19 protein-coding genes and 2 riboswitches are annotated in these 24,491 nt (G+C 60.7%); of the genes, 9 read left to right on the forward strand and 10 right to left on the reverse strand.

Annotated elements, in window-relative coordinates; translation table 11 throughout:
• Window positions 1-15 precede the first annotated feature (15 nt).
• Entirely contained in the window at window positions 16-1,107 is a 1,092-nt protein-coding gene (locus KUV72_RS03500; RefSeq protein WP_222237439.1) for a 4-oxalomesaconate tautomerase, read from the reverse strand.
• 150 nt (window positions 1,108-1,257) lie between these two features.
• On the opposite strand from KUV72_RS03500, the gene KUV72_RS03505 reads away from it, so the two are divergent.
• The 6 genes from KUV72_RS03505 to KUV72_RS03530 all read left to right on the forward strand — a co-directional run bounded on the left by KUV72_RS03505 (window position 1,258) and on the right by KUV72_RS03530 (window position 7,520).
• Window positions 1,258-2,157 (forward strand): LysR family transcriptional regulator, encoded by a 900-nt coding sequence (locus KUV72_RS03505; protein ID WP_206942644.1) that lies wholly within the window; start codon window positions 1,258-1,260, stop codon window positions 2,155-2,157.
• 99 nt (window positions 2,158-2,256) lie between these two features.
• Window positions 2,257-2,745, forward strand: a complete 489-nt coding sequence (locus KUV72_RS03510) for a plastocyanin/azurin family copper-binding protein (RefSeq protein ID WP_222237440.1) — start codon at window positions 2,257-2,259, stop codon at window positions 2,743-2,745.
• 73 nt (window positions 2,746-2,818) lie between these two features.
• A complete protein-coding gene (locus tag KUV72_RS03515) occupies window positions 2,819-3,481 on the forward strand; it encodes a response regulator transcription factor (protein WP_206942640.1) in 663 nt (220 codons plus the stop codon).
• Window positions 3,468-4,811, forward strand: coding sequence for an ATP-binding protein (locus KUV72_RS03520; protein ID WP_261317306.1), 1,344 nt, complete (start codon window positions 3,468-3,470; stop codon window positions 4,809-4,811). Before KUV72_RS03515 ends, KUV72_RS03520 begins: the two co-directional genes overlap by 14 nt.
• A gap of 68 nt (window positions 4,812-4,879) precedes the next feature.
• The gene (locus tag KUV72_RS03525; protein ID WP_222237441.1) at window positions 4,880-6,736 is read left to right on the forward strand and encodes a copper resistance system multicopper oxidase; all 1,857 of its coding nucleotides are present in this window, start codon (window positions 4,880-4,882) and stop codon (window positions 6,734-6,736) included.
• Between the two features lie 13 nt (window positions 6,737-6,749).
• On the forward strand, window positions 6,750-7,520 hold the full coding sequence (locus KUV72_RS03530) for a copper resistance protein B (RefSeq protein ID WP_222237442.1): 771 nt from the start codon (window positions 6,750-6,752) through the stop codon (window positions 7,518-7,520).
• A 93-nt stretch (window positions 7,521-7,613) separates the two neighbouring features.
• Here the strand turns inward: KUV72_RS03530 and KUV72_RS03535 are convergent, their stop codons facing one another.
• The 7 genes from KUV72_RS03535 to KUV72_RS03565 form a co-directional block, all read right to left on the reverse strand.
• The gene (locus KUV72_RS03535; protein ID WP_222237443.1) at window positions 7,614-8,393 is read right to left on the reverse strand and encodes a glutaredoxin family protein; all 780 of its coding nucleotides are present in this window, start codon (window positions 8,391-8,393) and stop codon (window positions 7,614-7,616) included.
• A 297-nt stretch (window positions 8,394-8,690) separates the two neighbouring features.
• Entirely contained in the window at window positions 8,691-9,527 is an 837-nt protein-coding gene (locus KUV72_RS03540; RefSeq protein ID WP_206942633.1) for an SDR family oxidoreductase, read from the reverse strand.
• On the reverse strand, window positions 9,524-10,300 hold the full coding sequence (locus KUV72_RS03545; RefSeq protein ID WP_261317308.1) for a TenA family transcriptional regulator: 777 nt from the start codon (window positions 10,298-10,300) through the stop codon (window positions 9,524-9,526). Before KUV72_RS03545 ends, KUV72_RS03540 begins: the two co-directional genes overlap by 4 nt.
• Window positions 10,293-12,026, reverse strand: a complete 1,734-nt coding sequence (locus tag KUV72_RS03550; RefSeq protein WP_222237444.1) for an AMP-binding protein — start codon at window positions 12,024-12,026, stop codon at window positions 10,293-10,295. The genes KUV72_RS03545 and KUV72_RS03550 overlap by 8 nt, the downstream gene beginning before the upstream one ends.
• Window positions 12,019-12,813, reverse strand: a complete 795-nt coding sequence (locus tag KUV72_RS03555; protein WP_206942627.1) for a thermostable hemolysin — start codon at window positions 12,811-12,813, stop codon at window positions 12,019-12,021. Before KUV72_RS03555 ends, KUV72_RS03550 begins: the two co-directional genes overlap by 8 nt.
• A 161-nt stretch (window positions 12,814-12,974) precedes the next feature.
• On the reverse strand, window positions 12,975-14,495 hold the full coding sequence (gene hutH, locus KUV72_RS03560) for a histidine ammonia-lyase (RefSeq protein ID WP_206942625.1): 1,521 nt from the start codon (window positions 14,493-14,495) through the stop codon (window positions 12,975-12,977).
• On the reverse strand, window positions 14,488-16,155 hold the full coding sequence (locus tag KUV72_RS03565; RefSeq protein ID WP_242520855.1) for a BCCT family transporter: 1,668 nt from the start codon (window positions 16,153-16,155) through the stop codon (window positions 14,488-14,490). Before KUV72_RS03565 ends, hutH begins: the two co-directional genes overlap by 8 nt.
• A gap of 540 nt (window positions 16,156-16,695) precedes the next feature.
• Window positions 16,696-16,793: riboswitch (TPP riboswitch) on the forward strand.
• 47 nt (window positions 16,794-16,840) lie between these two features.
• Here KUV72_RS03565 and KUV72_RS03570 point away from each other — a divergent pair.
• Together KUV72_RS03570 and KUV72_RS03575 are read left to right on the forward strand one after the other, a co-directional pair.
• Window positions 16,841-17,644, forward strand: coding sequence for a 3-oxoacyl-ACP reductase (locus KUV72_RS03570; RefSeq protein ID WP_206942623.1), 804 nt, complete (start codon window positions 16,841-16,843; stop codon window positions 17,642-17,644).
• A complete protein-coding gene (locus KUV72_RS03575; RefSeq protein WP_242520854.1) occupies window positions 17,644-18,933 on the forward strand; it encodes an LLM class flavin-dependent oxidoreductase in 1,290 nt (429 codons plus the stop codon). Before KUV72_RS03570 ends, KUV72_RS03575 begins: the two co-directional genes overlap by 1 nt.
• Window positions 18,934-19,198: 265 nt before the next feature.
• On the opposite strand, the gene KUV72_RS03580 is transcribed toward KUV72_RS03575, so the two are convergent.
• Both KUV72_RS03580 and KUV72_RS03585 read right to left on the reverse strand, forming a co-directional pair.
• Complete coding sequence (locus KUV72_RS03580) at window positions 19,199-20,644, reverse strand: sodium:solute symporter family protein (RefSeq protein WP_206942621.1); 1,446 nt, start codon at window positions 20,642-20,644, stop codon at window positions 19,199-19,201.
• A gap of 78 nt (window positions 20,645-20,722) precedes the next feature.
• Window positions 20,723-20,886: riboswitch (TPP riboswitch) on the reverse strand.
• Window positions 20,887-20,958: 72 nt separating this feature from the next.
• Complete coding sequence (locus KUV72_RS03585) at window positions 20,959-21,807, reverse strand: hypothetical protein (protein ID WP_206942619.1); 849 nt, start codon at window positions 21,805-21,807, stop codon at window positions 20,959-20,961.
• Between the two features lie 154 nt (window positions 21,808-21,961).
• On the opposite strand from KUV72_RS03585, the gene KUV72_RS03590 reads away from it, so the two are divergent.
• The gene (locus KUV72_RS03590; RefSeq protein ID WP_206942617.1) at window positions 21,962-23,641 is read left to right on the forward strand and encodes a diguanylate cyclase; all 1,680 of its coding nucleotides are present in this window, start codon (window positions 21,962-21,964) and stop codon (window positions 23,639-23,641) included.
• Window positions 23,642-24,491 lie beyond the last annotated feature (850 nt).

Consider the following 24,491-nt stretch of genomic DNA (forward strand, 5'->3'; position numbering starts at 1 on the left):
CCGGGTTGAATCGGATTAATCGGGCAGGGCGTAGAACAGGGTGCCGGCCATGATCTTGCGCGCGGTACGGATCAGCGAGGCGCGCGCGATGTCGGTGGCGTTGCCGCCGCGGTGCTCGACTTCCAGATCAATGAAGCCCGAAGGGTGTTCGATACTGACCCGGGAGGCCAGCTCGTTGGCTTCCAGTGATCCCGCGCCAACGGCGATCAGATTCGCTACGGTTCCCGGCACGCTGACTGACGACGCGACGGCGATGGCGCCGGTCACGGCGATGGCCTTATGGCAGCGATGGGGCACGAAATAGCGGGCGCACAGGGTGCGTCCCTGTTCCAGTGCAGGGGACACCAGCACCGGCTTTGGTAGCACGCTCTGGCTGACATCGCCCAGGCCCATCAGCTCGCCGGCGTGTCGGCGGAGGCGCTCTATACGCGCCAGCAACTGACTGTTCGCGTCCAGCTGGTCAGGGGACTCGTGCCCCGTCAGCCCCAGCTCTTCCGCTCTGAGCATGATGATGGGCGTCGCCGCGTCGAGGCAGCTCACTGCGACGCCATCGATCAGATCCACCACATTGCCGGTGGGGAGAAGGCCACAGGTCTTGGTCCCGACGATATCAAGAAAGCTCAGTTGAATGGCCGACGAGGTCCCGGGAACGCCGCTGATACGGGTGTCGCCATCGTAGAGAACCTGGCCGCCCTGGGTCGGGACATGGCACTCGATCAAGCGCTGCGTATTCAGGTTGCGCACCCTTACCAGCGTAAAATCCGGCTGCGGTTCCACCAGGCCGGACTCAATCGCGTAGGGCCCCACCGCCGACAGCATGTTGCCGCAGTTGGGATTGAAGTCGACGCGGTGATTGAGCACGTCGACCTGGGCAAACAAGTAGTCCACGTCGGCATCGGGATGCGCCGAGCGTTCAACGATAGCGACCTTGCTGGTCAGTGGATCGCCACCCCCTATGCCATCGATTTGTAGGGCATGACCGGATCCCATCAGGCTGATCAGAATATCTGCCCGAGCCTTCTCATCCTCGGGAAGGTCTGACATGCGCAGGAAGGGGCCTCTGGAAGTGCCGCCTCGCATGATCATGCAGGGGATGCTGTTCATCATGGTGATGTCACGTCGTTGTTGGAGGTCATGACAGCAGCTTGTCACCAGGCATTTGATGCTTCAAATGCAAAGAGCTTTATGTATCAATGCGAAAGTCGGATTAATGCGTTATGGTTATCAGTAGTTCACCGATCATGCAAGAGTAGAGATATGCTGCACAGGCTGGAATTTCTTGATCTACAAGCGTTTATTCAAGTCGCCGAGCTGGGGTCGTTCCACGAAGCGGCACAGCGGCTGCACCTCTCGCAGCCTGCGCTCTCGCGGCGAATCCAGAAGCTCGAGGAGTTGCTGGAGGTCAGCCTGCTGGAGCGCACCACGCGGCGTACTCGCCTGACGGCCATTGGCGCCGATTTCCTGCCGAGGGCTAGACGCATGATCGAGGAGTACGAGTCCTCGATTCTCGGCATTCGCGAGCTGGCCACCCACCAGACCGGCACGGTCACGATTGCCTGTCTACCGACCGCCGCGTTCTACTTCTTGCCGAGTGTGATTCGTGAGTTCAGCGAGGCCTGGCCGGGTATTCGGATTCGCATACTCGACGTCAGCGCCAATGAAGGGCTGGAGAAGGTCATCAGTGGTGAGGCGGACTTCGGCATCAACATGTTCAGCGCTCAACGCCCTGAAGTGTCGTTTACGCAGCTACTGAGAGACCCCTTCGTACTGGCGCTGCGATCGGATCATCCGCTGGCCGCCAAGACGCAGATCGCCTGGGCCGACCTGGAGCAGGTAAGGCTGATCACCGTCAGTCGCGATAGCGGCAACCGCACCCTGCTGGACAGTGCCATGTCAGCCGAAGGCATCCACCTCAACAGCTTTTACGAGGTGCAGCATCTATCGACGTCGCTGGGGCTGGTGGAGTCTGGATTGGGGGTGGCGATACTGCCGCGCATGACCATGCCGGGCCCGGACCACGAGATCTTGTGTTCGCGCGAACTGCCGGAGCCACGTATCGAGCGTACCATCGGCCTGGTACGCAGTAACGTGCACAGTATCTCGGGCACCGCCCAGCTGTTTATCGACCTGCTGCTGGAGAAGTGGACTCACTCGTGAGCGGGAGGATACTCCCTGCGTGCTTGCGGCTGATTCAGCCTGGATTCAGCTAGCCGCGCTATAACGGCTACCTTCATCCCACTATGGAAGGACGATGTCATGCGTAGCACACTGATGGTGTTAGCCCTTGGTCTGGTGTCGACTCAGGTGTTGGCGGGTGCCGGCCACGCTCCGTCGTCAGCGATTGATCCCGCGCACGCAGAGCGCACCATCGCTGTCGAGGCTGGCGATATCTGGTTTGATTCAGAGCAACTGAGCGTTGCTCCTGGCGAGGTGGTCGCCTTCGAGGTCACTAACAGCGGCCAGTTGGAGCACGAATTCGTCATCGGCTCTGCCGAGGCTCAGGATGAACACCGCAAGATGATGCGTGAGATGGCATCTGGGGGAGGACATGGCATGCATGGGGACGGTCACGACATGAGCCAGATGCACGGGGCCATGGAGATGCCGGCAGTTACCCTGGCGCCGGGAGAGACCAGGACGCTGGTCTGGCAGGCGCCGGAACAGGGGGCATCGCTGACCTTCGCCTGCAATATCCCTGGACATTTCGAGGCGGGCATGCACGGCGCTCTGAGTGTGGGACCATAGGAGCCGGCCAGGGCCACTTCTTCCAGCGTGGCTGGGGCGTGGCAGGACGGAGACAGGCCGGGAGATGATGGTGATGAAGCTGTTGCTGGTCGAGGATGATGACCTGCTCTGCGAGAGTCTGAAAGATGCCTTGGATGATCATGGCTATCGCGTTGACGTTGCCGAGCGGCTGAGCGTGGCAAAGGCGCTGTTGCATAGCGAAGAGTATGCGCTGATGATCCTGGACATCGGCCTGCCCGATGGTTCGGGGCTCGATTGGCTGGAGTTCCAGCGAGACCAGGGTCTTGGTCTTCCGGTGCTCTTGTTGACGGCTCGCGATGCCTGGCAGGACAAGGTAGATGGCCTTCGTCGAGGGGCCGATGACTATCTCACCAAGCCCTTTCACGAACAGGAGCTGCTGGCGCGGGTCCATGCGCTGTTGCGCCGGCGCACGGAATTGACGGCAAGGCTCATCGTCAACGGCGTCCGCCTCGATGAGGATCAGCGTCAGGTCAGCTGCGCGGGAGGACCATGGCAGCCGCTAACCGCCACCGAGTTTTGCCTGTTGCGCTACTTGATGTACCACCCTGACCGGGTGCACTCCAAGACGAAGCTGCTCGATCAACTGTACGCCCTTGAGCAGGATGCCCCGGCACCCAATCTGGTGGAGGTCTACATCGCTCGTTTGCGTCGCCTACTGGGCAAGCACATCATCCAGACGCGTCGAGGCCAGGGGTACGTGCTTGTTTCGCATTAGACGCAACAGTCTTCGTCTGCGCCTGCTGGTCAGCCTCGGGGCGGTGTCCCTGCTGGTCATGGCGTTGACCTGGTTTATGCATGGTCTGCTGCTGCGCGAGACCGCGCGGGACTTTCTCGGTGACCGACTGCGTCAGGAAGCGGAGTATCGCCTGGCACAACTGCGTCAAAACGCTGACCCTGTACCGGCTCCCACCTTGCCCTCGAGCCTGTCGGCCGAGGTCTTTCATCACCTGTGCGTGCTCAAGCGCGGAACGCGCCTCACTACCTCGCACCCCGCTTGGTTGCCAGCATTGGCCCCGCATCTAGATGGGCCTGACGAGTCGTTGCTGGATGTGCACCTGGAAGGGCGTCACTTGCTTGTGTTACGGCGTACCTTCTCACTAGAAGGCACGCCAGGCGTACTGCTTATTGGTGAATCCTTCGACAGCGTCGAGGAAGGCCTCGCTGCTCTGCACTGGTGGATTGGCGCCATCGCAGGCCTGGTGCTGCTCGCTCTTTCACTGCTTAACGGTTTGGCGGTCAATGCCGCCCTGCGGCCACTGGATCTATTGCAGCGCCAACTGGCCGAGCTGAGAAATGGTCAGCGCCAGCGACTCAGAATGAAGGTGCCGCAGGAATTCCGGCCCTTGGTCTCTCAACTCAACCGCCTGATGGACAGCCAGGAGCGCCGACTGGTGCGTTCACGTAACGCCGTGGCGGATTTGTCACATGCGCTCAAGACCCCGCTGACGGCGGTGATGCAGGCCCTGCGCGGCAAACGCGAACTGGACGAAGCGCGTCGTGAACGTTTGCTTACACGACTGACCCTTATGCAGGAGTTGATGGAGTCCCATCTGCGTCAGGCGCGCCTGGCGGGCCCCGGTGGCGGCCAGCACACCCGGATCAAGAGGGAACTCGACCAGCTTTTTGACATGTTTCGAAGTCTGTACCCCGACAAGCACTTCAACATGGCTCTCGGGGACGCGGAGGATGTCTGCATCGATATGGAGCGGCAGGACTTCCTGGAAATGATTGGCATCGTGCTCGATAACGCGGGTAAGTGGGCCAGCGAGTCGGTGTGGCTCGCGCTAACGCTGAACCAATGTGTTGAGCTGAAGATCCAGGATGATGGTCCGGGAGTACCCCCGGAATGGCTGCCACTATTGGGGCGGCGAGGCCAACGGTTGGATGAAGGGCGACCCGGCAATGGCATCGGCCTGTCGATACTGCTTGAACTGGTCGAGCAGTATCAGGGTGAGGTCAGTTTTCAGGCGGCTTCCACGGGTGGGCTTGAAGTGACCATTCGCTTGCCGCTGGCAATGCTCTCCGCGAAGCCGCCTATTGGTTAGGGATTCAGCTGGCTTTCAGCTTGACGATGGAAGATGGCAGAAGTTCATCGCACAGGAAGACAGCACCCATGTCGACGACTCTTCTGCCGCCACATCGGCTATCACGACGAGGCTTCATCAAGGGAAGCGCAGCCCTGGGAATCGGCACCGCCGCCCTAGGCCTGGCACCTGCCTGGGCCAACCCCTGGGGACAGACCTCGAGTTACCCCAAGGGGGTGGAAAACGGCCCGGATATCTCGCTGGCCATTCGTCGCCAGAGCGTGCCCATTGCTGGCCAGCCTGCACGGCCTATCACCCTCAACGGCACCAGCCCTGGCCCACTGATCCGGCTCAAGGAAGGGCAGGACGTGACGCTGCGGGTCACCAATCTGCTGGACGAGCCCACCTCGATTCATTGGCATGGCATCCTGCTGCCGCCGGAGATGGATGGCGTCCCCGGCGTGAGCTTTGCCGGTATCATGCCGGGCGAAACCTTTACTTACCGCTTTCCCCTCCGTCAAAGCGGCACCTACTGGTACCACAGCCACTCAGGCTTGCAGGAGCAGGTTGGTCATGTGGGCCCCCTGGTCATCGACGCCGAACAACGCGAACCCTTTCGCTATGACCGCGAGCACGTGCTGCTGCTGACCGACTGGAGCTTCGAGGACCCCTCGACCATCTTCCACAACCTGAAGACCGGTGAGGGGTACTACAACTTCCAGGAGCGCACCCTGGGAGACTTCATCGACGATGTGGGGCGACAGGGCTTCGCTTCCACCTGGGAAGCACGTGCCATGTGGGCACGGATGCGCATGAGCTCTCGTGATATCGCCGATGTCACCGGCGCCACCTACACCTACCTGCTCAATGGCCACTCGCCCGATGACAACTGGACTGCCTTGTTTCGGCCCGGTGAGACCCAGCGGCTGCGCGTGATCAACGGCTCCGCTATGAGTTACTTCGACGTACGAATTCCGGGGCTCGAAATGACGGTGGTGGCGGCTGACGGTCAGCCGGTGCGACCCGTGCCTGTCGAGGAGTTTCGTATCGGAGTAGCGGAAACCTATGACGTCCTGGTTACGCCGAAGGAGGAGGTGGCCTACACCATCTTTGCCGAGTCCATGGACCGAAGCGGCTTTGCCAGAGGGACCCTGGCGCCTCGTCTGGGTATGGCGGCGGCGGTGCCGGAACGCCGACGCATCGCCGATCGAGGAATGGAGGCCATGGGAGCCCATGAAGGTATGGATCACGGCTCGATGACCACTATGGATCACTCGAGCATGGCGGGTATGGACCACAGCCAGATGGAAGGCATGGACCACGGCTCGATGGCCGCTATGGATCACTCGAGCATGACGGGCATGGATCACGGCTCGATGACTGCTATGGACCACTCGAGCATGGCGGGCATGGATCACGGCCAGATGGACGATATGGGCCGCTCTGCCGGTACCGCCATGCTACCTGTGGGCGCGGCGCAGCCTGGCTCCCGCCTCGATCAGCCAGGGATCGGCCTGGATGCCCGTGATCGTCGTGTGCTGGTGTATCGGGACTTGAAGGCCATCGCGCCTTGGCCTGACCGTCGTCCTCCTGGTCGCGAACTCGAGCTGCATTTGACCGGTAACATGGAACGCTACATGTGGTCCTTCGACGGCAAGAAATTCAGTGAGGTCTCGGGCCCGATCCACTTCGACAAGGGCGAGCGTCTGCGCCTCATCCTGGTCAACCGCACCATGATGGAGCACCCGATCCACCTGCATGGCATGTGGATGGAGTTGGAAAATGGTGCCGGTGAGCTGATTCCGCGTAAGCACACCCTGAACGTCAAGCCAGGCGAGCGCCTTTCTGCACTGATCACGGCGGATGCCGAGGGCAGCTGGGCCTTCCACTGTCACCTTCTGTACCACATGGACGCCGGCATGTTCCGCGTCGTCAAGGTTGCCTGAGGAGAGATATCGCATGGAATCTCGTAAGAGACTTGTTGTGTTGGCGGCGATATCGGGCCTGGGGCTGTCACCGGTAGCGCTGGCTGAGGATGGCTACGACGCACCAGATCACTGGCCGTCGCCCATGCAGGAGCATCTGCGTGGCTCGGTGATGATCGACCGACTGGAATATGCCTGGCCGTCCGAAGACAGCGAGGCGGTGTCCTGGGATTTTCAGGCCTGGTACGGAGGCGATGTTCATCGCGTCTACCTGAAGGGAGAAGGGGACAATGCCCAAGGGGATGGCGAAGATGCAGAATTTGAATCGCTGGATCTACTCTACAGCAAATTGATTGCCGACTTCTGGGAGCTGCAAGGTGGTCTGGGCTATCAAGGTGGGCTTGGCAGCGACGACCATCCCGAGCGCTATTTCGGCGTGGTCAGTCTTCAGGGGCTGGCGCCCTACCGGCTGGAAACCGAGCTGGACCTTCGTGTCAGCGATGATGGTGATACCTCCTTGGGTCTGGAGCAGGAATATGACCTACGACTGACCCAGCGGCTGTATCTCCAGCCTCGCCTGGAAATGGAAGTGGCGTTCAACGATGCTGAGGAGTTCGGTGTCGGGGAGGGATTCAATTCCTTGCGCACCGGCCTGCGCCTTCGCTATGAGCTACATCGCAAGTTCGCACCCTATATCGGCGCCTATTGGCAGAAACTCTATGGTGATACTGCCGATATGGCACGTGATGAAGGCGATCAAACGGAAGACACCGCAGTGGTTGCCGGGGTGCGCGTCTGGTTTTGATGCCTCTGTCCATGGCTGCCACTCAAGCAGAACCCGCCAGTCCTTGTCTGGCGGGCTTTGCTGTACGCGTGGGACCTTCGGGTCAGTCGAGTTCTACGTCAGCAGTGCCTTGGCCGGCATCCACAGTCCCATCAGTAGCATGATCAGGTTCTCCGTCAGAGATACGAAGCCGAGCGGTACATTGCTGTTGCCGCCGACGCAGGCGCATTTTAATTCGCGCTTGTCGATGTAGACGGCCTTGAACACCGAGAAGGCGCCGATTGTGCCAATGAACAGCGCGACCGGTGCTGCGATCCAGGTTAAGGTGCCTGCCAGCATCAGTATCCCGGCCAGTGTTTCGGCGTAGGGGTAGAGGTAGCCATAGCGCACTTCTCGTTGGGCGAGTAGGTCGTAGTTCAGAAACATGGTGCTGAAGCTTTCCACGTCCTGCAGTTTCTGAAGACCTAGCAGCACCATGGCGGATGCCACGGCAGATTCGAGAGTGTGCAGCGATACGAGCGCCTGCCCGCTAGCCCAGCTGACGGCCAGACCGATCAACAGTGCCGTGGCAAAGATGGCGATGACAGGGCGGTAGCTGACGTCCTTGTCGCTGGGGACACTCATGCCGAGGTGGCGTCGCAGATCCTCGTAGCCGCCGACTCGCTCGCCTCCGATGTAAACCTGGGGCGTCGTCTCGACGCCGGCTTCCTGCTTAAAGCGGTCGATGGCTTCCCGTGAGGTCAAAGTACGATCGTTAACCTGGTAGCCCTTTCGTTTGAGGAGCGACAGTGTTTTCAGGCCGAAGGGGCACAGGTGTTGATCCGTCTTCATCCGATAGACGTCGGCGGTGGGGGAAGATGTCTCATGCGCGTGGCGTGTGGCCGTGTTGCTCATCGGTTCCCTCCGTGGTGGCATGAAAATAACCCCGGCGAGCGTATTGCCGCGTTGACACGCGCAATCAGAACGTTTCCGGGACTCTCACCACAGACTAGAACCTTGGTGCAGCACAAGGGTCAAGTCGGCGCAGCACAATAGTCGCGCAAGAGCTGAAAACAGGGCTTGTGCGGTGGCGATTCCGCCATCTTGTTTGAACCGGCCGAGATCTTGTCGATGCTTGTTCGACGGAGTGGGACACGATGATGCATCAGGCTCTGCTTGTACGGCTACCAGCCTCCCATGGCGTCATATATGTCACGTTTCGTTACGTTCAAGCGGAGCACGAGCGTCCAAGTGTCTCGCAATGTGGGGCAGCTTCTTGTTGATTCCCCTGTCGACCACGCCTGGTGCAAGACCATTGAGCGTGTCGAACAGGCGCTCGGCTGTTCCCAGACGCCTGCGCTGTTGGCCGCTTTTCAGTTGCGCGACGATGGCATCGGCAACGGCCTCGGGGGTGTCGACCGCGTTGCCGAGGGAGGCGTTCATTGCCTCGGCCGTCTTGTCGTTCATGCTGGTGCGGGTGGCCCGTGGAGCCAGGTACTGGACGCGCACCGAGGTGGCTGCCAGCTCTCGCCCCAGTGCCTCGGTGAATCCCTTGAGCCCGGCCTTGCTGGCGCAGTAGGCGGCGTATCCCGGATGGCCGATGTGGCCGAGCAACGAGCCCACGAAGTAAAGCGTCGCGGCCGGTTGTTCAAGGAAAAGAGGCAGCAGCGTGTGGGTCAGCAGAAGGGTCGACGTCAGGTTGGTGTTCAGGATGTCGGCGATGTTCTGTTGTGGGTGGTGCTGAAACCACCCCAGGTGATTGATGCCGGCCAACTGTATCAGCGTCGAGGGTCGCTGCTCCAAGGGCGTTTCCTGCAGCCAGGAAAGTACCCGTTGGCGCCCGGCGGGAAGGGTAAGGTCGACCTCGCCCAGTAGGCGGTGCCGGGGCAGGTCGCCACCTAGCTGTTTGACGAGCGCGCGCAGCTTGCCGGTATCTCTACCCACCAGCCAGAGGGTGGCTCCCTCCTCATCCAGTTGGCGGGCAAGCGCTGAGCCGATGCCGCCGGAAGCCCCGGTGAGCAGCACCCGTTGATTGCACAAGGTGCTCATGGTGCGTCCTCGCAAACCTGCCCCTGCCAGTGGGTGGCGTCCTGGAGCGCCGCTTCATGCACGGCGCCATAGAGGCGATAGAAGGCCTTCGCCGCATGGATGATCTGGGCCTGGTCATCTGGCGACGTCAGCGTGTCCATCAGCTTGGCAAAGAAGGCCATGTGCGAGACGTCGAGCTCACCGTGGGAGAACAGATAGTGGAAGGCATCGTCGCCGAGCCCCAAACTGTCGCGGATGGCACGGCCTGCCTGACTGGCAGCCGATGTGCTGGTGCCTTCCAGTACCAGCACCATGCCAAACATGGTGAGGGGATGGCGTCTGCGAATGCTGTCGTAGGCGTAGGCGACCATCAGCTCGGTCTCGTGTAGCGGCGGCCGTGAGCGAGCTGCCTCGCGATCAATGCCGGTCGCCTCAAGGTCATCGAGAATCCACTGCTCGTGGCCCTTCTCTTCCTCGATGTAGTCGGTAAGCGCATTGGCTAGCGCCTGATAGCAGTGATGTCCTAGCGCTGGTGCGTACCGGTTGAGCTCGCTGCCACAGGCCATCATCAAGGTGACGGTGTGGCTGACATGGTGATAGGCCTGGGCCAGGAAAGCACGGTATTCCCCCAGGCTAAGTTCACCCGCCAGGCCTCGCGTGACCAGGGTCCCGTTCATCAGCCTTTGCCGCTCGCCCTGGGTGGCGTCAAGCAGCGCCTGATAGAAGCCCGGCTGGGCACCGGTGTTTGGCAGGGGGGTTGCCGGGGCAGGTACTGCGTGCATGGGGTTATTCATCGGATGGCCTTCCTGGCTGTCGGGTAACACGTTGAGGGGAGAAGCGGTAGAGCGGTTCAACAAGGGAGTTGGTGACGTTATCTGCGCTGTCGCCAGGCAGTGCGAGCGAGGGATCGCATGGGGTTTGCTCCGACGGGGGCGCTTCACAGAAGCTCTGCTCCGCCAGGCGCTGCATATCGGGATGCCTGCGCAGGCGAACACCGTCACGGCGCAGTCGGCCGTTGCTGGTCAGTTCGTGACTGGCTTCTGACAGTGGCGTGGGTAGCCCGGGCAGCGCGGCGGTCAACGGTGCCCAGCCGTGGATCCTGGCGTAATCCGGTAGCCGTTGGTTGAGTGAGGCGATGGCCGAATCGATGGCCGTCGTATCGACCTGGCAGGATGACAGAGTGGCGAGCGCCAGTAGGCCTGGCAGGCCATCGCCAAAGACAAAGGCTCGGTCGATACCGGCAAGGGTTGCCAGTTCGGCCTCTATCCACTCGGGGCTGAGGTTGCGTCCCGTCGACAGGATGATGACATTGCGTTGACGTCCGCTAAGGTGCCAATGCCCGCCATGATGCTGCTCACCCAGATCACCGCTGGGCCAGGGCACATCCATCGGGCCAGGCCCTGTGTCAGTCGCCTCGCCCAGATAGCCGAGCATACGTGGGCCATGCACGAGTAACTGCCCCGATGGGTCTGTGGTGATATCACGTCCTTTCAGCGGGCGCCCGACGCGGCCATCCTGGGGTTCATCGGGGCGACTCAAGCAAACCACCGAGCCCATTTCGGACATCCCGTAGCCCTGTGCGACGGGCAGCTTCAGCGCTTTGGCATCGGCAAGCAGTACCGGAGGTACATGGTCACCGCCTACGGCAACCAGGTTCAGCGATGTCATCCATGGGGCGTCGTCTTCTTGTCGAGCTATCTGGCACAGAGCCGCCAACAGGGCGGGGACGAGGATCAAGCTGTCGGGTTGGCGACCGGCTAGCCAGCGCTGCCAGTGGGGGCACGATAGGTTGCCACTGCCCTCGAGACCGGTCACCTGAGGAGGGTCGATGATCACTTCTGCCCCTCTCCAAAGCGCGTACAGAGCCCCTGCCAGATGCTCAAGAAGCACCGCCAATGGCAGCACGACGCCATGTCGTGTCAGCTCAATGCCCTGCAATCGGTCGTCCAGTCCGAGTAGCACCGACTCAAGGTGGGGGCCCGATAGACAAACGCCTTTCGGGGTACCCGTGGTGCCGGAGGTGAAGGTGATCAAGCGTGTTTCCGCGGGCATTGGGGCGGGAACACTGGCCCGCTGAAACAGGGCCACGTCGGGCTCGACGCCGATGCCGTGTGGCGGTTGCTGTTCAGGTAAGAGCCCGCGGTCGAAGACCGGCAGTAGGCGAGCGTCGACCCAGCGGTCAAGTGAACTGCCGTCGGTGATCAGGATGCCATCCAGGCCCGTGGTGGAGAGCAGATGGGTCACCTGATCATCGCTGAAGAAGGAGGGTATCGGGGTGACAGGTAATCCTGCGCGCCAAGCCGCCAGTTGAGCCACCAGCCAGGCGGGGGAGTTGTGGCCGGCAATAGCGATATGACGAACGCCCGTCTGGGCAAGCTGCTGTGCCAATGCGGTGACGCTATCGTGCAACTGGCGGGCATCCAGCGCCACCAGTTTGCCGCTGGCAGTAGCGCCTCGCAGGCTCGCTGAACGTGGCGCGAGGGTCGCCCGTTGTTCCAGCCGCTTCAGCAGGTTATCCATGGCAATGGAACTCCGGAGCTGGCACTGGCGGCAGCGCCGGAGTAGGCGTCACGGCGTGGGCAGCTAGCCGAGGGGCACTGGACAAGAGCATGTTGCCCATTGGCGTCGAGCGCATGCTCAGCGCGACCTGCAGAGGCCGAATGACCACGACCCTCGGGTCGCCTTCGTAGTAGCGACCCCAGTTCTCGGTGGCAGGCAAGCAGTGGCGGCGAGCGCTGGCGAGGGGCGTTAGCGCAATGCCCAGGCGCCCGAGACCATTCCTGACGTCACGCGACGCAGTGACGACCAGCCAGTCGATGTTCAACTGTTCCAGTACGAGGACCAGAGCCAGCATCAGGCGTCGGCCAGCCCCGGGGGAGGCACTCGACAGGGCGCCCACTTCCATGATGGTGTGACGCGGCGGGGCCGACGTGGCCACCCCCTGGGAGGCGAGCACCTGGTCGACGGGGGCCGTCAGGTAGCGCTCTACCATCAAGCTGCCCTCATCCGCCCGCTTCAGGCCAGTGGTCGCCAGCAGCTCACCGCTGTCTGCGTAGAGGGCCAGTAGGCGAGCATACTGGTGGCTGACGGCAGCATTGTGCCGACGTTGGAAGGCGGTGCTCACCAGGTGGGCAGCTTCCAGGCTGTGCTGGCCGGAAAGCCAGGCCAACGTCTTGGCCGAGGCGCAGGCAGCAGGGACCGTGACACCCACCGCGATGCTTGTCGGCGGTGTGGCTGTGGGGCCCTGGTGTTGGTCTAGCGCGGGCCTGAAGAGGGCCTGCCTCGAGGCTGGGAGTGGTGTGGCCATGTCATCGCGTCCATGGGGAAAGGCATGGCCATCACTGTAGGTGTCGAAGCTTATCGAAAGCTTAATCTTCCTTGTCGAACTGTTGCGAATCGCCTTTTGGCAGCGCAGTGCTGACCCTGGGCCATCGTTCTGCTGGCCCGGGGCAAGCAAGGACGGTCATCTCACGCGTTGAGTAGACGTCGTACCTCCGCGATGGCGGTGGCACTTTTCAGTAGCGACAGGGCCTGTTCCATGTCCTGATGCAGCGGCCGACTTTCGTCATAGTGAACGATACGCTCTCTGACCAGGCGCCGTGTGAGCTCGGCTCCCAGGCCAAAGCCCGTGTTCGGAATCAAGTCCAATGCCTGCACGGCCAGTAACAGCTCGATACTGAGCACGCGAAGAGCGCCTTCCAGCGCCTGGTCGAGCTTGAGCGCAGCGCTGTCGCCGAAACTGAGGTGATCTTCCTGCAGACCAGAGGTGAGATAGTTATCGACCGATGCGGGCAGAGCCAGTCGCTTGACCTCTGCCGCCAGCGACGCTGCCGTGTACTGGGCAATCATCAGTCCGGACTTCACTCCGCTGTCGCGGGTGAGAAAGGCGGGAAGCTCGCTGGCCTGGGGAGTGACCAGGCGATAGCTTCGACGCTCCGAGATAGATGCCCACTCACACACCGCCATGGCGAGGCTGTCACAGGCCAGGGCGACCGGCGCCCCATGAGGATTGGCCTGTGACACGATCCTGGCATGTGGGCCTTCGCCGATCACCAGAGGATTGTCGGTAGCTGCGCTGATCTCTCCGTCGACCAGGCGTATCGCGTGCTCAAGCTGTTCCCGGCAACTGCCATGGACCTGGGGCATGGCCCGCAGGCTGAGCGCATCCTGCAGGTGGTGGCCCTGACACTGCTGCAGGTGCTGGCTGTCGGCTAGCAGTCGCCGCAAGTTGGCGCCACTGCGCACCACGCCAGGCTGACCCTTCAGCGCCAGCACCTCAGGCGTGAAGGCAGCCTGCTGGCCTGACAGCGCCTCGAAACTGACAGCGCCGATGGCGTCGGCCCAGTCGGCCAGCACATGGGCATCGTCCAGGGCGATACAGGCAAGCCCTGTCATGGCGGCGGTGCCATTGACCAGACTGAGCCCATCCTTGGGACCCAGCACGACGGGCGTCAGCGCATGCTGAGCGAGTACGTCGCTGGCGGGGCGTCGTTCACCGGCATGGTCGACTTCACCGACGCCCAGCAAGGCCAGACCAATATGGGCCATGTGTGTGAGGTAGCCAACAGACCCCCGGCCTGGCACCACCGGGGTGATGCCCATATTAAGAAATGCCAGCAGTCCCTGGACGATGCCCGGGCTGATGCCCGAATGCCCATGGCTCCAGTTGATGACCGCGCAGCACATGATGGCACGGACCTGTTCGACCCGCAGGGGGGCTCCGACTCCGCAGGCATGGCTCATCAGGGTATTGCGCGACAGGTCACTTAGCTGCTGGCGATCCAGCACCACGTCACACAGCGCTCCCAGGCCGGTGTTGATGCCATAGTAGGGAGTGCTGGCATCCGCCATCTGCTCGACCACCTGGCGGGCCCGCTCGATGCGTGCCCAGCGACCCTCATCCAGCGTCAGCTCGCTTCCATGGCGTGCGACGGCGATGACCTCCAGCCAGCCGGGGGCTGCATCTGAGATGACGACCTGGTTACTCATTCACGCCTCCCGTCACCGGCTGAGAGACCTCGGCCGGCTGCTCAGCAGCACCCTGGGGTGAGCGAGTCATGAAGGTTCGCACGGCGCTGATCAATATCAGCACGAACAGGAAGACCACGGTAAAGCCTCCCGCTGCGGCAAGATACTTGATGCCATCGACGCCTTGGGCGCCCCCGCCGAAGGCCACCATCACATAGGCGATAGCCGCGATCGACAGGCCCCACAGAATCTTCTGCTGCTTGGGCGACTCCTCTTCTGCGGACATGTTGCTGGTGCAGATGGTCGCGATGGTCGATGACATGGAGTCTGCCGCCGTTGCAAACGAAATGACCAGGGTGAAAATCGCCAGCGGTACCAGCAGGCTGGCCATGGGCAGGTGCTGGAGGAAGCCCCAGAGTCCGGATACGGCGCCGCTGTCATTGATGATGCTAATCAGATCCAGCGTTCCATCCATCTGCCATTTGAGGGCGGACCCACCCCAGATGGCAAACCAGACCAGGCCGAAGACCGAGGGCAGAATCCAGTTGATGATGAGGAACTCCCTGAGCGTTCTGCCGTAGGAGATACGGGCCAGAAACAGTCCCATGAGGGGGGCGTAGGCGATCCAGATCGACCAGTCATACATCGTCCACCAGGTGACCAGCGCTTCGCCACCAGACTCCTTGGTATCGAAAGCCCAAAGGAAGAAGTTGTCTGCCCAGTAGCCGAGGCTTGTCACCGACAGGCTCAGAATATAGTTGAGGGGCCCGACAATGATCAGAATCGCGACGAAGGCATAGAAGATATAGGCGTTGATCGATGACAGCACGCGGATGCCGCGTTTCAATCCCGAGACAGCGGAGGTGATGAAGATCGCCGAGATGGCAATCGTCAGCACCAGCCAGGTCATGGCGTTGGATTCGATGCCGTACTGTGCCTCGATGCCTGAGCTGATCAATGCCAGACCTGCGCCAAGAGAAGAGGCCAGGCCGAGCGCGATGGCCAGAACGGAAATGATATCGATCAGGGACCTTACCCAGATCTTGCTGCCGTGCCTGCCCAGTACGGGGCTGACGGTTGAGGAGATCGAGAAGCGTTCTCTGCGGTTAAAGTGCATGTAGCCGATCATCAGCCCCACGATGGAATAAAGTGCGTAGGGAATGAATGACCAGTTGTGGAAGCTTCTTGCCAGGGCAAAGATGGCGGCCTCGCCACTGCCGGGAGCGAAGCTCTGGTGACTGATTTCGCCGTAGATGTTGCCTAGATAGATGATCGGTTCATTGACGGAGTAAGTGACGACTCCCGTGGCAATCCCTCCCGTCAGCGCCATGGCGAAGGTGGCAGCGAAGGAAAAGGTAGGCGTTGCATCCTTGCCACCCAGCCGAATATCACCGGCCCGGGAGAAGAAGATGAAGCCCGACACCACCAGGGCCGTTACGGCAATCAGCTGATACAGCCAGCCAAAGTCAGACAGGGAGATGTAGAAGACCCCTTTGGCAACATCGACCAGCATGTCGTTGTTGATGAGGCCAGTGGCCACGGCCACCATGATGATGGAAAAGGTGGGTATGAAGACGGCTTTTCTTAGCGGCCTTCTGCTGGAGGCGGACATATTCTTGTTCTCCACGGGTGATGGCGTTACCAGGTGGCGCAGTGGATCAGCATTGTCGGGTGTTGTCATCGGCCGATCTCACAGATGCGTGTGGCAGGCTTAGGGAAACGCTGCACCGATGCCTGAGCGGAGGTGCTCAGCGCTTCCTTGACGAACCGCTGATGCGGTCCGTCAATCCGTCATAATGTATATACAATAAAAATCGAAAAGGCTAGAGCCGAGTGAGCTGGCGATCACGTCAGCTCCCTTTCATGATGAAAGATAGATCGCTCTTCTATTATTTTATCTTTGATAAACAATGCGTTGAATGTTCTTCTAAGCGTCGATCCGATAATGGGTAGTACCAAAGTAGGGGGTGGTGGCAAGGTAGGGGGAGTGTCAGGACAGAGGGTGAAAAGAAGGCAGAGTAACACGCTGGAGGGCAAGGAAAGCCCGAAGCCATGAAGGTCGAAAGATGTCGCTTAAATGTGTATACATTTGCTTTGTGAAGGGGCCGGGGCGCGATAGGGTTGTCGCGGCGTGTGCCAGGATGGCAAATCAGGGTAGGCCCTTTCACTTGCTTGATACCCGCTGTCTTGTTCCGGGCAAGGTGATGGGCTAAGGTCGAGAGCGCATGACACGGGGTGTCCTGGCTGAGCCAGGGCTGAGAAATACCCGTCGAACCTGATCCAGTTCATACCGGCGAAGGGATGTCAGCGCAGTCGTCTGTCCCTGGCTCGACGTGCGTTCCCCGCCTCGACCAAGGACTCATCGCATGACCCCTCCCGATACCTCTCCTGTTGTCGACCCCATTGCGCCTGATATCTCCGCTCAAATTGTGCTGATTACCGGCGCAGGACGTGGTCTGGGCGCTCACCTGGCACGCGCCTTCCTGCGAGAAGGCGCTCGCGTGGTGGTCAACTACCGCCGCAGCGAAGAAGGCGCCCGGGCGCTGGTCGCTGATTACCCGGAACACGCCTTGGCCGTCGCTGCGGATGTGTGCGATCGGGATGGCGTGGAGGCCATGTTGGCGAGGGCCAGTGAGCGCTTCGGTGGGCCTGTGACTACCGTGGTCAACAATGCGCTGCCGGACTTTGCATTCAATGGGGACGCACGGCCTGGCCCTGACTCGCTGAGCTGGGAGCATCTGGACCATCAACTTCAGGGTGTGGTGCGTGGTGCGCTCAACACGGTGCAGGCAGCGCTTCCCGGCATGCGCGAGGCGGGTGTCGGGCGTGTCATCAATATCGGTACCAACCTGTTCCAGAACCCGGTGGTGCCGTATCACGACTACACCGCGGCCAAGGCGGCGCTGCTGTCGCTGACGCGTACGCTGGCGCAGGATCTCGGCCCAGACAATATCAGCGTCAATATGGTGTCCGGCGGCTTGCTGCGCACGACGGACGCTTCCAGTGCCACACCAGACGCGGTGTTTGACCTCATCGCCGCCAACACACCGCTGCGACGGGTGACCACCCCGCAAGAGTTTGCAGACGCGGTACTGCTGTTGGCTTCCCCGTGGGCCAGGGCCATCACCGGGCAGAATCTGATTGTCGATGGCGGACTGGTGAAAGGCTGATGACCTCTATGCACTTGAATCTCTTCATCCTGGGCTGCGGTCATCACAAGGCGGCCTGGCGACACCCTGATTCCAGCGTCGAGCGATTGGCGGATATCGCCTACTACGAAGAGCTGGCCAAGCTTGCCGAACGCGGTCGCCTGGATGCGGTTTTCTTTGCCGATGGCCATGCCGCGGGCAATGTCGCAGACGGTCCGCTGTGGACCTTGGAGCCGCTGACAATGCTTGCCGCGATGGCGCGTGCCACACAGCATATCGGCCTGATCTCGACCGTCTCCAGTACCTTCTATACGCCCTTTCATGCGGCTCGCATGCTGGCATCGCTGGACCATATCTCGGGCGGACGGCTTGGGTGGAACCTGGTGACGTCAATGTTCGACAGCGAGGCGCGCAATCATGGCCTGGAAGGCATGCCGGGCCACGCGCAGCGCTACGCTAGAGCGGAAGAGTTTGCCAATACCGTGCTGGCGCTGTGGGACTCCTGGAGCGATGGCGCGCTGCTGCGAGATCGCCACGGCGATTATGCGGATGCTGCTCAAGTGCAACCGATTCATCACCGCGGCGAGCATTTTCTGGTCGATGGCCCCTTGACGGTGCCGCGCTCGCCACAGGGCCATCCCGTGCTGTTTCAGGCGGGGGCATCAGAACAGGGGCGAGACCTGGCGGCACGCTATGCCGAAGCCATTTACGCGGTGGCCTATGACCTGCCATCGGCCCAGGCTTACTGCGCTGACCTCAAGGCGAGGGTGAAAGCCGCAGGCCGTCCAGGGGTGGCGATCATGCCGGGGCTTGTGACCTACGTCGGGTCTACCGAGGAAGAGGCCCGACGCAAGCAGCGTGAACTCGACGAGTTGCTGCCGGTAGAGGCCTCGCGGCGACAGTTAAGCCAGTTTATCGGCCAGGACGTCAGTCACTGGGAACTGGATGCGCCCGTGCCCGCGCTGCCGCCGCTGGAGGCTTTTACAGGACCGAAAGGACGCTATGCCACCATCCTGCGCATTATCGAGGCTGAACGGCCAACCCTGAGACAGCTAATGGGACGGCTTGCCGCCGGAGGTGGGCACTGCACGATGGTCGGCACGCCGGAGGGAATTGCCGATGAGATGCAGCGCTGGGTCGAACAGGGTGGGGCCGATGGCTTTAACCTGATGCCACCCTCACTGCCTCACGGCATCGAGGACTTCGTGGAGCAGGTCGTGCCGGAATTGCAGCGACGTGGGGTCTTCCGCCGGGAATATGAGGGCAAGACGCTGCGCGACCATCTTGGATTGTCACGCCCCAGCTGCTGAGCGGGCGTCTTGCTCACACTGCTGCTAGGCACGACAGCCTCTATAGACATCCGCCATAACAGCGGGGGAGCTCGCCCCGCCGTTATGGTTTCGGTTCAGTGGCGTCGGTTTGATTGCCTTAGGGAAACACTGCATAAATTACTGCGCTCGATATCTCGGCTGCTGGCGGTGCTCAAGATCCTCATTTAACCGCATGTAAACTCCGGTCTTTCCGCTCCGGCAGCTACCGACCTGTCATCGCTCGAAACATTTATTCAGCGTTTCCTTAGTTCTGGAAGCGTCTCACCAGGCCGCTCATTCGGTCAAAGTCGTAGCTCTCCCGAGATGGCATCAGCTTCATCAGGACGAGAGATACCAGCACCGGAACAAAGGCAGCCAGCAGGAAGGATTCCAGTAGCGTCGCGGTGCCACCGTTAGGCGAGGGGAACATCCACAGCCCGGCCAGCAGACCTGCTGCGGTACTGATCACTGCATTGCGACCGTGATAGCGGCGGTTGAACAGGCCGAAAAACACCGGAAAGGCTGCGGCAGAGCACAGCAGGTCTGCCAGCAGGAACAGGTAGAGGACGCTGTAGCCCTGCGCAGCGACCCACGTCACTGGTATTGCAGCGACGACGATGAGCCAGCGTGCCATTCTCATCAAGGCCGCCTCACTGGCCTGGGGCAGCAGCCTGTGCATGTCGACGGCGATAATGCTGGAGGTGGCATTGATCGTTGTGTCGGCGCTACTCATTACCAGCGCAAGGCCAAGGGGAATCAGGGCCAAGGCAAACCACAGCGGCACGTCGGACAACAATACGCTGAACAGAGCGACGGAGCCGTCTCCCTCAAGTCCCAGGCCGATGAACGCCAGGCCGAACAGACCCATGAGTACGATGACCGGGAAGTTGAAGAGTCCCGCGATCCAGAAGCCACGCCTGAGCACGCGAGTATCCCGGGCCGCATAGATCCTCTGCCAGGTTCCTTGGTAGAACAGACCCGTCAGCATCACCGCGAGAAAGAAGGTCAGGCCAGCGCGCAGGCCGCCAGCATCGGTGATATCCAGCAGTTGCGGAGCACGCTCGCGTAGCCCCTCGAGCGTCGGAGCAACGCCACCCGCCGCCTGCCAGCCAAACATGAGCAAGAGAGCCAGCAGTGGCAGGATCACCAGCATCTGCACCTTGTCAGTGAAGATGGTGGTACGCAGACCGCCGTAAAAGGTGTAGAGCAGGGTGGCGATCATCACCACGCTGGCGGTTAGCCAGAGGGGGATGGGGGCCAGCAGGGTCACCATGTGGGCAATGGCGGTCAGCCCTGCAGCCAGAGAGATAAACAGGTAGAACAGCATAATCGCCAGGGTGAAGGCATACATCGTGCGGCCGTAGCGGTGGATCACGAACTCGGTCAGGCCGTGGCCTTCGGGAATCAGCTCCCGCATGCGTCGACCAAGAGGAATCATCACCAGGCGAGGCACCATGGAGCCGAGCGCGTAGCCAATGACCGCCGCGATACCGCCCCAGGTGGCAGCCTGGGCCGGTCCAAACAGGATCCAGGTGCCCAGTGTGGTGGCAATCAACGTCAGCACCGTGGCACGAGTGTTCTGGCTGTTACGTGCGGAGATGTAGTCATCTAGGCCGCCCCGACGGCGTCGGGCGTAGAGCAGGCCTGGAATGGCAAAGATGGCAGCGCACAGCAGCAGCCACAGCGCCGTCCAGAGAGGGTCGAGCATCATCGAGAGAAACCTCTTTCTTATCGTTGTCCGCAGGGACCAGTGGACATCGGGACGGACGGCGGGCAGGAAGAAAGAGGGAGAGCGGCAACCATCCTTCCCTTCGCCGGCATGACCCGGATCAGGTTCAAAGGGTTACCGCGCAATGCGGAATCTCAGCCCCGTACTATGGCCTTGGTGCGATACAGCGCTGTCGCGGCGCTGTCACGACCTGTATGGCCAGTAGGGCTCCCCTAGGAAGAGGTCCAGACTAGGGCCGGCTAGTGGGGCTGTCAATTGCAGAAAGGTAGGGCGCTCGTTGCGGAAGCATCGCGCCGCTAACGCCCCTCGAGTGACATTGCTTGGCAGGCCCGATCCAGCCAGTGGGTCGTCTCCGAGAGCCTGGGGTGGGGGTTGTTGTTGCAGTCGAAGCAACCCGAGCTCTTCGCCACCTCTGCCAGCGACGTATCAGAGGTAGCGTTCAGCACGAGGGTGCGCCGATGCCCTCCGCCGCCGGCAAGAAAGTGGGCAGCTTCAGCGTGCTGGACTTCCATGGGAAAGGACAGGTCTGACATGGGAAAGGACTGGTCTGACGTGGGAGTGTCTGGTGAGACAGTGTCTTCGGCAAGCGCAGTGCCTGGCTGGCCTCTGCACCAGATGACTTCAAATCCCCTCTGATGGGCATGCAGGCCAATGCGATGCACGTCCCTGATCGGCCCAGCCATTACCAGGCGCAGCGCAGGTTGGATCAGCAGCGCAAGCAGCTGATCGCATTGCTGTACCAGTGGCTCATGTTGCTCGACGCGCCTCAGTCGGGCGGGGGAGCCATTCAAGTTGATAAGGCGAACCAGCGAAGGTTGTCCGAGCAGCGTCGCGTGCAGGACTTCCAGATGGGTCTGTGTCGGGCTGTCCGGCAGCAGTAGTTCCGCGACGTGGTCGCGACCCTGGCTGACATGGACTGTCGTCAGGGGGGAGTGATGGACGTCGGCGTGCTGGCGCAGGTCCTTAAACGGATGCGGTAGTCGGTAGGCGTTGCCGTCCTCGTCAATCGGCTCCGCTTGAGTGGTCTGCATACGGTAATCCACAAGACCGTAAGCGCTGCCCAGTTGAGTCTCCAGCCAGGCGGCACGTCCTTGGTACGTGAGCGAGAGAGCTCGCTCGATCGCCATCAAGTTTTGGTAATACATGGCATTCGCCTCTTGAGCACCGTGAGCGAACGTACTGTCCACGCAGCGTGGAAAATTCTGATGCATTCAACCATACAAACAGCCAAATTCATGAGCAGGCCAGAAGGATGCTTGTGCGTCCTATCACGTCAGGGGAACGACCAGGAGAGCCAGCATGGACCAGTATGCCTGGGTGCGAGAAGCATTGACGCTTGCCGGGACGGTACTCGTCAGGGTGTCGCCAGCGGCGGTGGTGCTAGACGTGGCCGGCGATTGTGCGTCGGTGTTGGGAGGATCTCGCGATGAGGTTGTCGGACGTTCGTTGTCGGAGCTGCAGGGGCACTCCGCCAGGCTTGCAGAAGCCATGGCGGGTGCGGGCAGGCAGTGGGACGAGCAGGGAAGGGGGCAAAGCCGTAGCTCGGCTTACGTGATGCTGCCTGATGGCAGCATGGTGCTGCGTCTGCCGATGCAGCAACGACCTGATCATGGTGTGGTGGCTCGGCTAGCGGATCATCTTCCTGTCATGGTGGCCTACGTGGATCGAGACCTGTGCTTTCGCTTCAACAATCAGGCATATCAGGACTTCATTGGCCTTACGTCGTCTGAATTGGCAGGTCAGCCGGTGGCATCGGTTCTCGACGCCTCCTCCTATGCGAAGATTCAGCCGCGCTTCGCGCGTGCCCTGGCGGGGGTAGAGGTCAGCTACGAGGATGCACTGGTGCTGCAGGACGGCAGGAGAGCATTTTTCAAGGTGAACTACTTGCCGGATATCGTGGATGACGGTGTCGCGGGCTTCTACGCCATCATTCAGGACGTCTCTGAATACCGGTCGATGATCCAGCTGCTACGGGATGTGCACACCGGCGTTAACCGCACGGATATCGAGACGTCCGAGATTGTCGATATGCTGCTGCGAGATGCGCTTGTTTACCTGGGCCTGGACATCGCGTTGGTCAGCGAGGTGGTGGGTGAGCAGTACAGCGTGCGCTGGGCGGCCAGTGATGAGGCGCCGGTAGGTCCTGGGGATACCTTTCCTCTGGGAGATACGTATTGCCGTCTTACCCTTGATGCGTGTGACGTCTTTGCTACCCATCATGCCAGGTGTGATGAGCGTGTTAGCGGGCACCCCTGTTACCAGGCGTTTCAGTTGGAAACCTATATTGGTGCGCCCATTTGGATAGAGGGCTCCGTCTGGGGAACGCTTAATTTTTCCAGCGCTAGACCTCGTCGCCAGCCCTTTTCAGAGGTTGATATTGAGCTGGTGCGTCTGCTGACCGGTGCAGTAGAGCGAGTGATTACCAACGAACTGGACGTAGCGCGAATCAAGAGGGAGCGCGACGAGCTGGAAGATCAGGCATTGCGTGACCCGCTCACGGGCTTGCCCAATCGGGCGCAGCTCGATCGCTATGTCGACGAACTTATAGAGGAGTGCACTTCACGGGGGACGGGCTTTGCCCTGGCCGTGCTGGACATCGACTTCTTCAAGCAAGTGAATGACCACTATGGGCATGTGGTAGGAGACCAGGTCTTGGTGTGGCTCGGTCAGGCCGTTGAGCAGTGTCTGCGTGATGGTGACCTGGTGGCCCGTACCGGAGGCGAGGAGTTCGTTATCGTCATGCGTCATGCCGCATTGGAGGAGGCCATGAGCGCGGCGCAGCGTGTATGTCAGGCCATCAGCCAGAGCCAGATCGAACTTGCAGATGGTCAGCAGTTGAACATCACCATCAGCATGGGCGTCGGTGCGTACACCAAGGGGGAGACGTTTACGTCGCTATTTGAGCGCGTGGATCAAGAGCTGTACGCCGCAAAACACGCCGGACGCAACCGGGTATGTGGCAAGCGTCATATGGCCTAAACAGAGGCTGGTCTTTTGCTGGTTTTTTTGATGGTCTTCGCTTTCGGCGCGCTAGCGCTCGTTCCCTGTAAGGTGTCTTGTCAGGTCTCTTGCCAGGTCTCTTGCCAGGTGTAGTGGCGTGAAGGCCTTGGCGATGCCAGGGCCTTTTGCGTGCTGATGCCTTGCCACGGTGCATGGATGTGGCAATGACGGCGACTAAAGGTGGGTCCCCGCGAACGTTATGGCGAGGACATAACAGAGCCGTCATGCGCTGATGAGTTTTTTTGATTCAGACTATTGCCAAGCTGCCTCGAGATCCGTAAAGTACGCATCCGCTGCCGGCGACGAGCAAACGTCACAGGCGGTAAAGAGTGGTAAGAGTAGTTGATTTGAAAAGGCTTTTTGAAGCTTCTCGGAAAAATCACTGCTTGACGAGCAACGAGAAATCGGTAAAATGCTCGCCACTTGATCGGAGTCGCCGGCGGGGCATCAAAGGATGCGCTGAGGCACGCTTCGCTCTCTTTTGAAGTCTGCGAGCATCGCTTGCAGGACGTAAAAGAAAGCGCTTGACGAAACGCTTCGATTCTGTAGAATACGCCTTCCTCGCAGGGCGCTGAGCAAAGCGCTCGGCAACAGCGAGGCGCTCATTGAGCTCACTAGAGTCAAGAGCACGCTCTTTAAAAATTGATCAGGTAATTCATGTGGGCGCTTGCCGATGAGTCAGTGACAATGTCACTGAAATATCAAGGCAAGCGACTCGTCAAACGAGACGTTTGAACCTTGAGCCAAGTTTGGTCCGCTTAACGGACTATCAGACTTTAAACTGAAGAGTTTGATCATGGCTCAGATTGAACGCTGGCGGCAGGCCTAA

The organism is Halomonas sp. DP4Y7-1 (assembly GCF_019800705.1).
Classification (GTDB): domain Bacteria; phylum Pseudomonadota; class Gammaproteobacteria; order Pseudomonadales; family Halomonadaceae; genus Halomonas; species Halomonas litopenaei_A.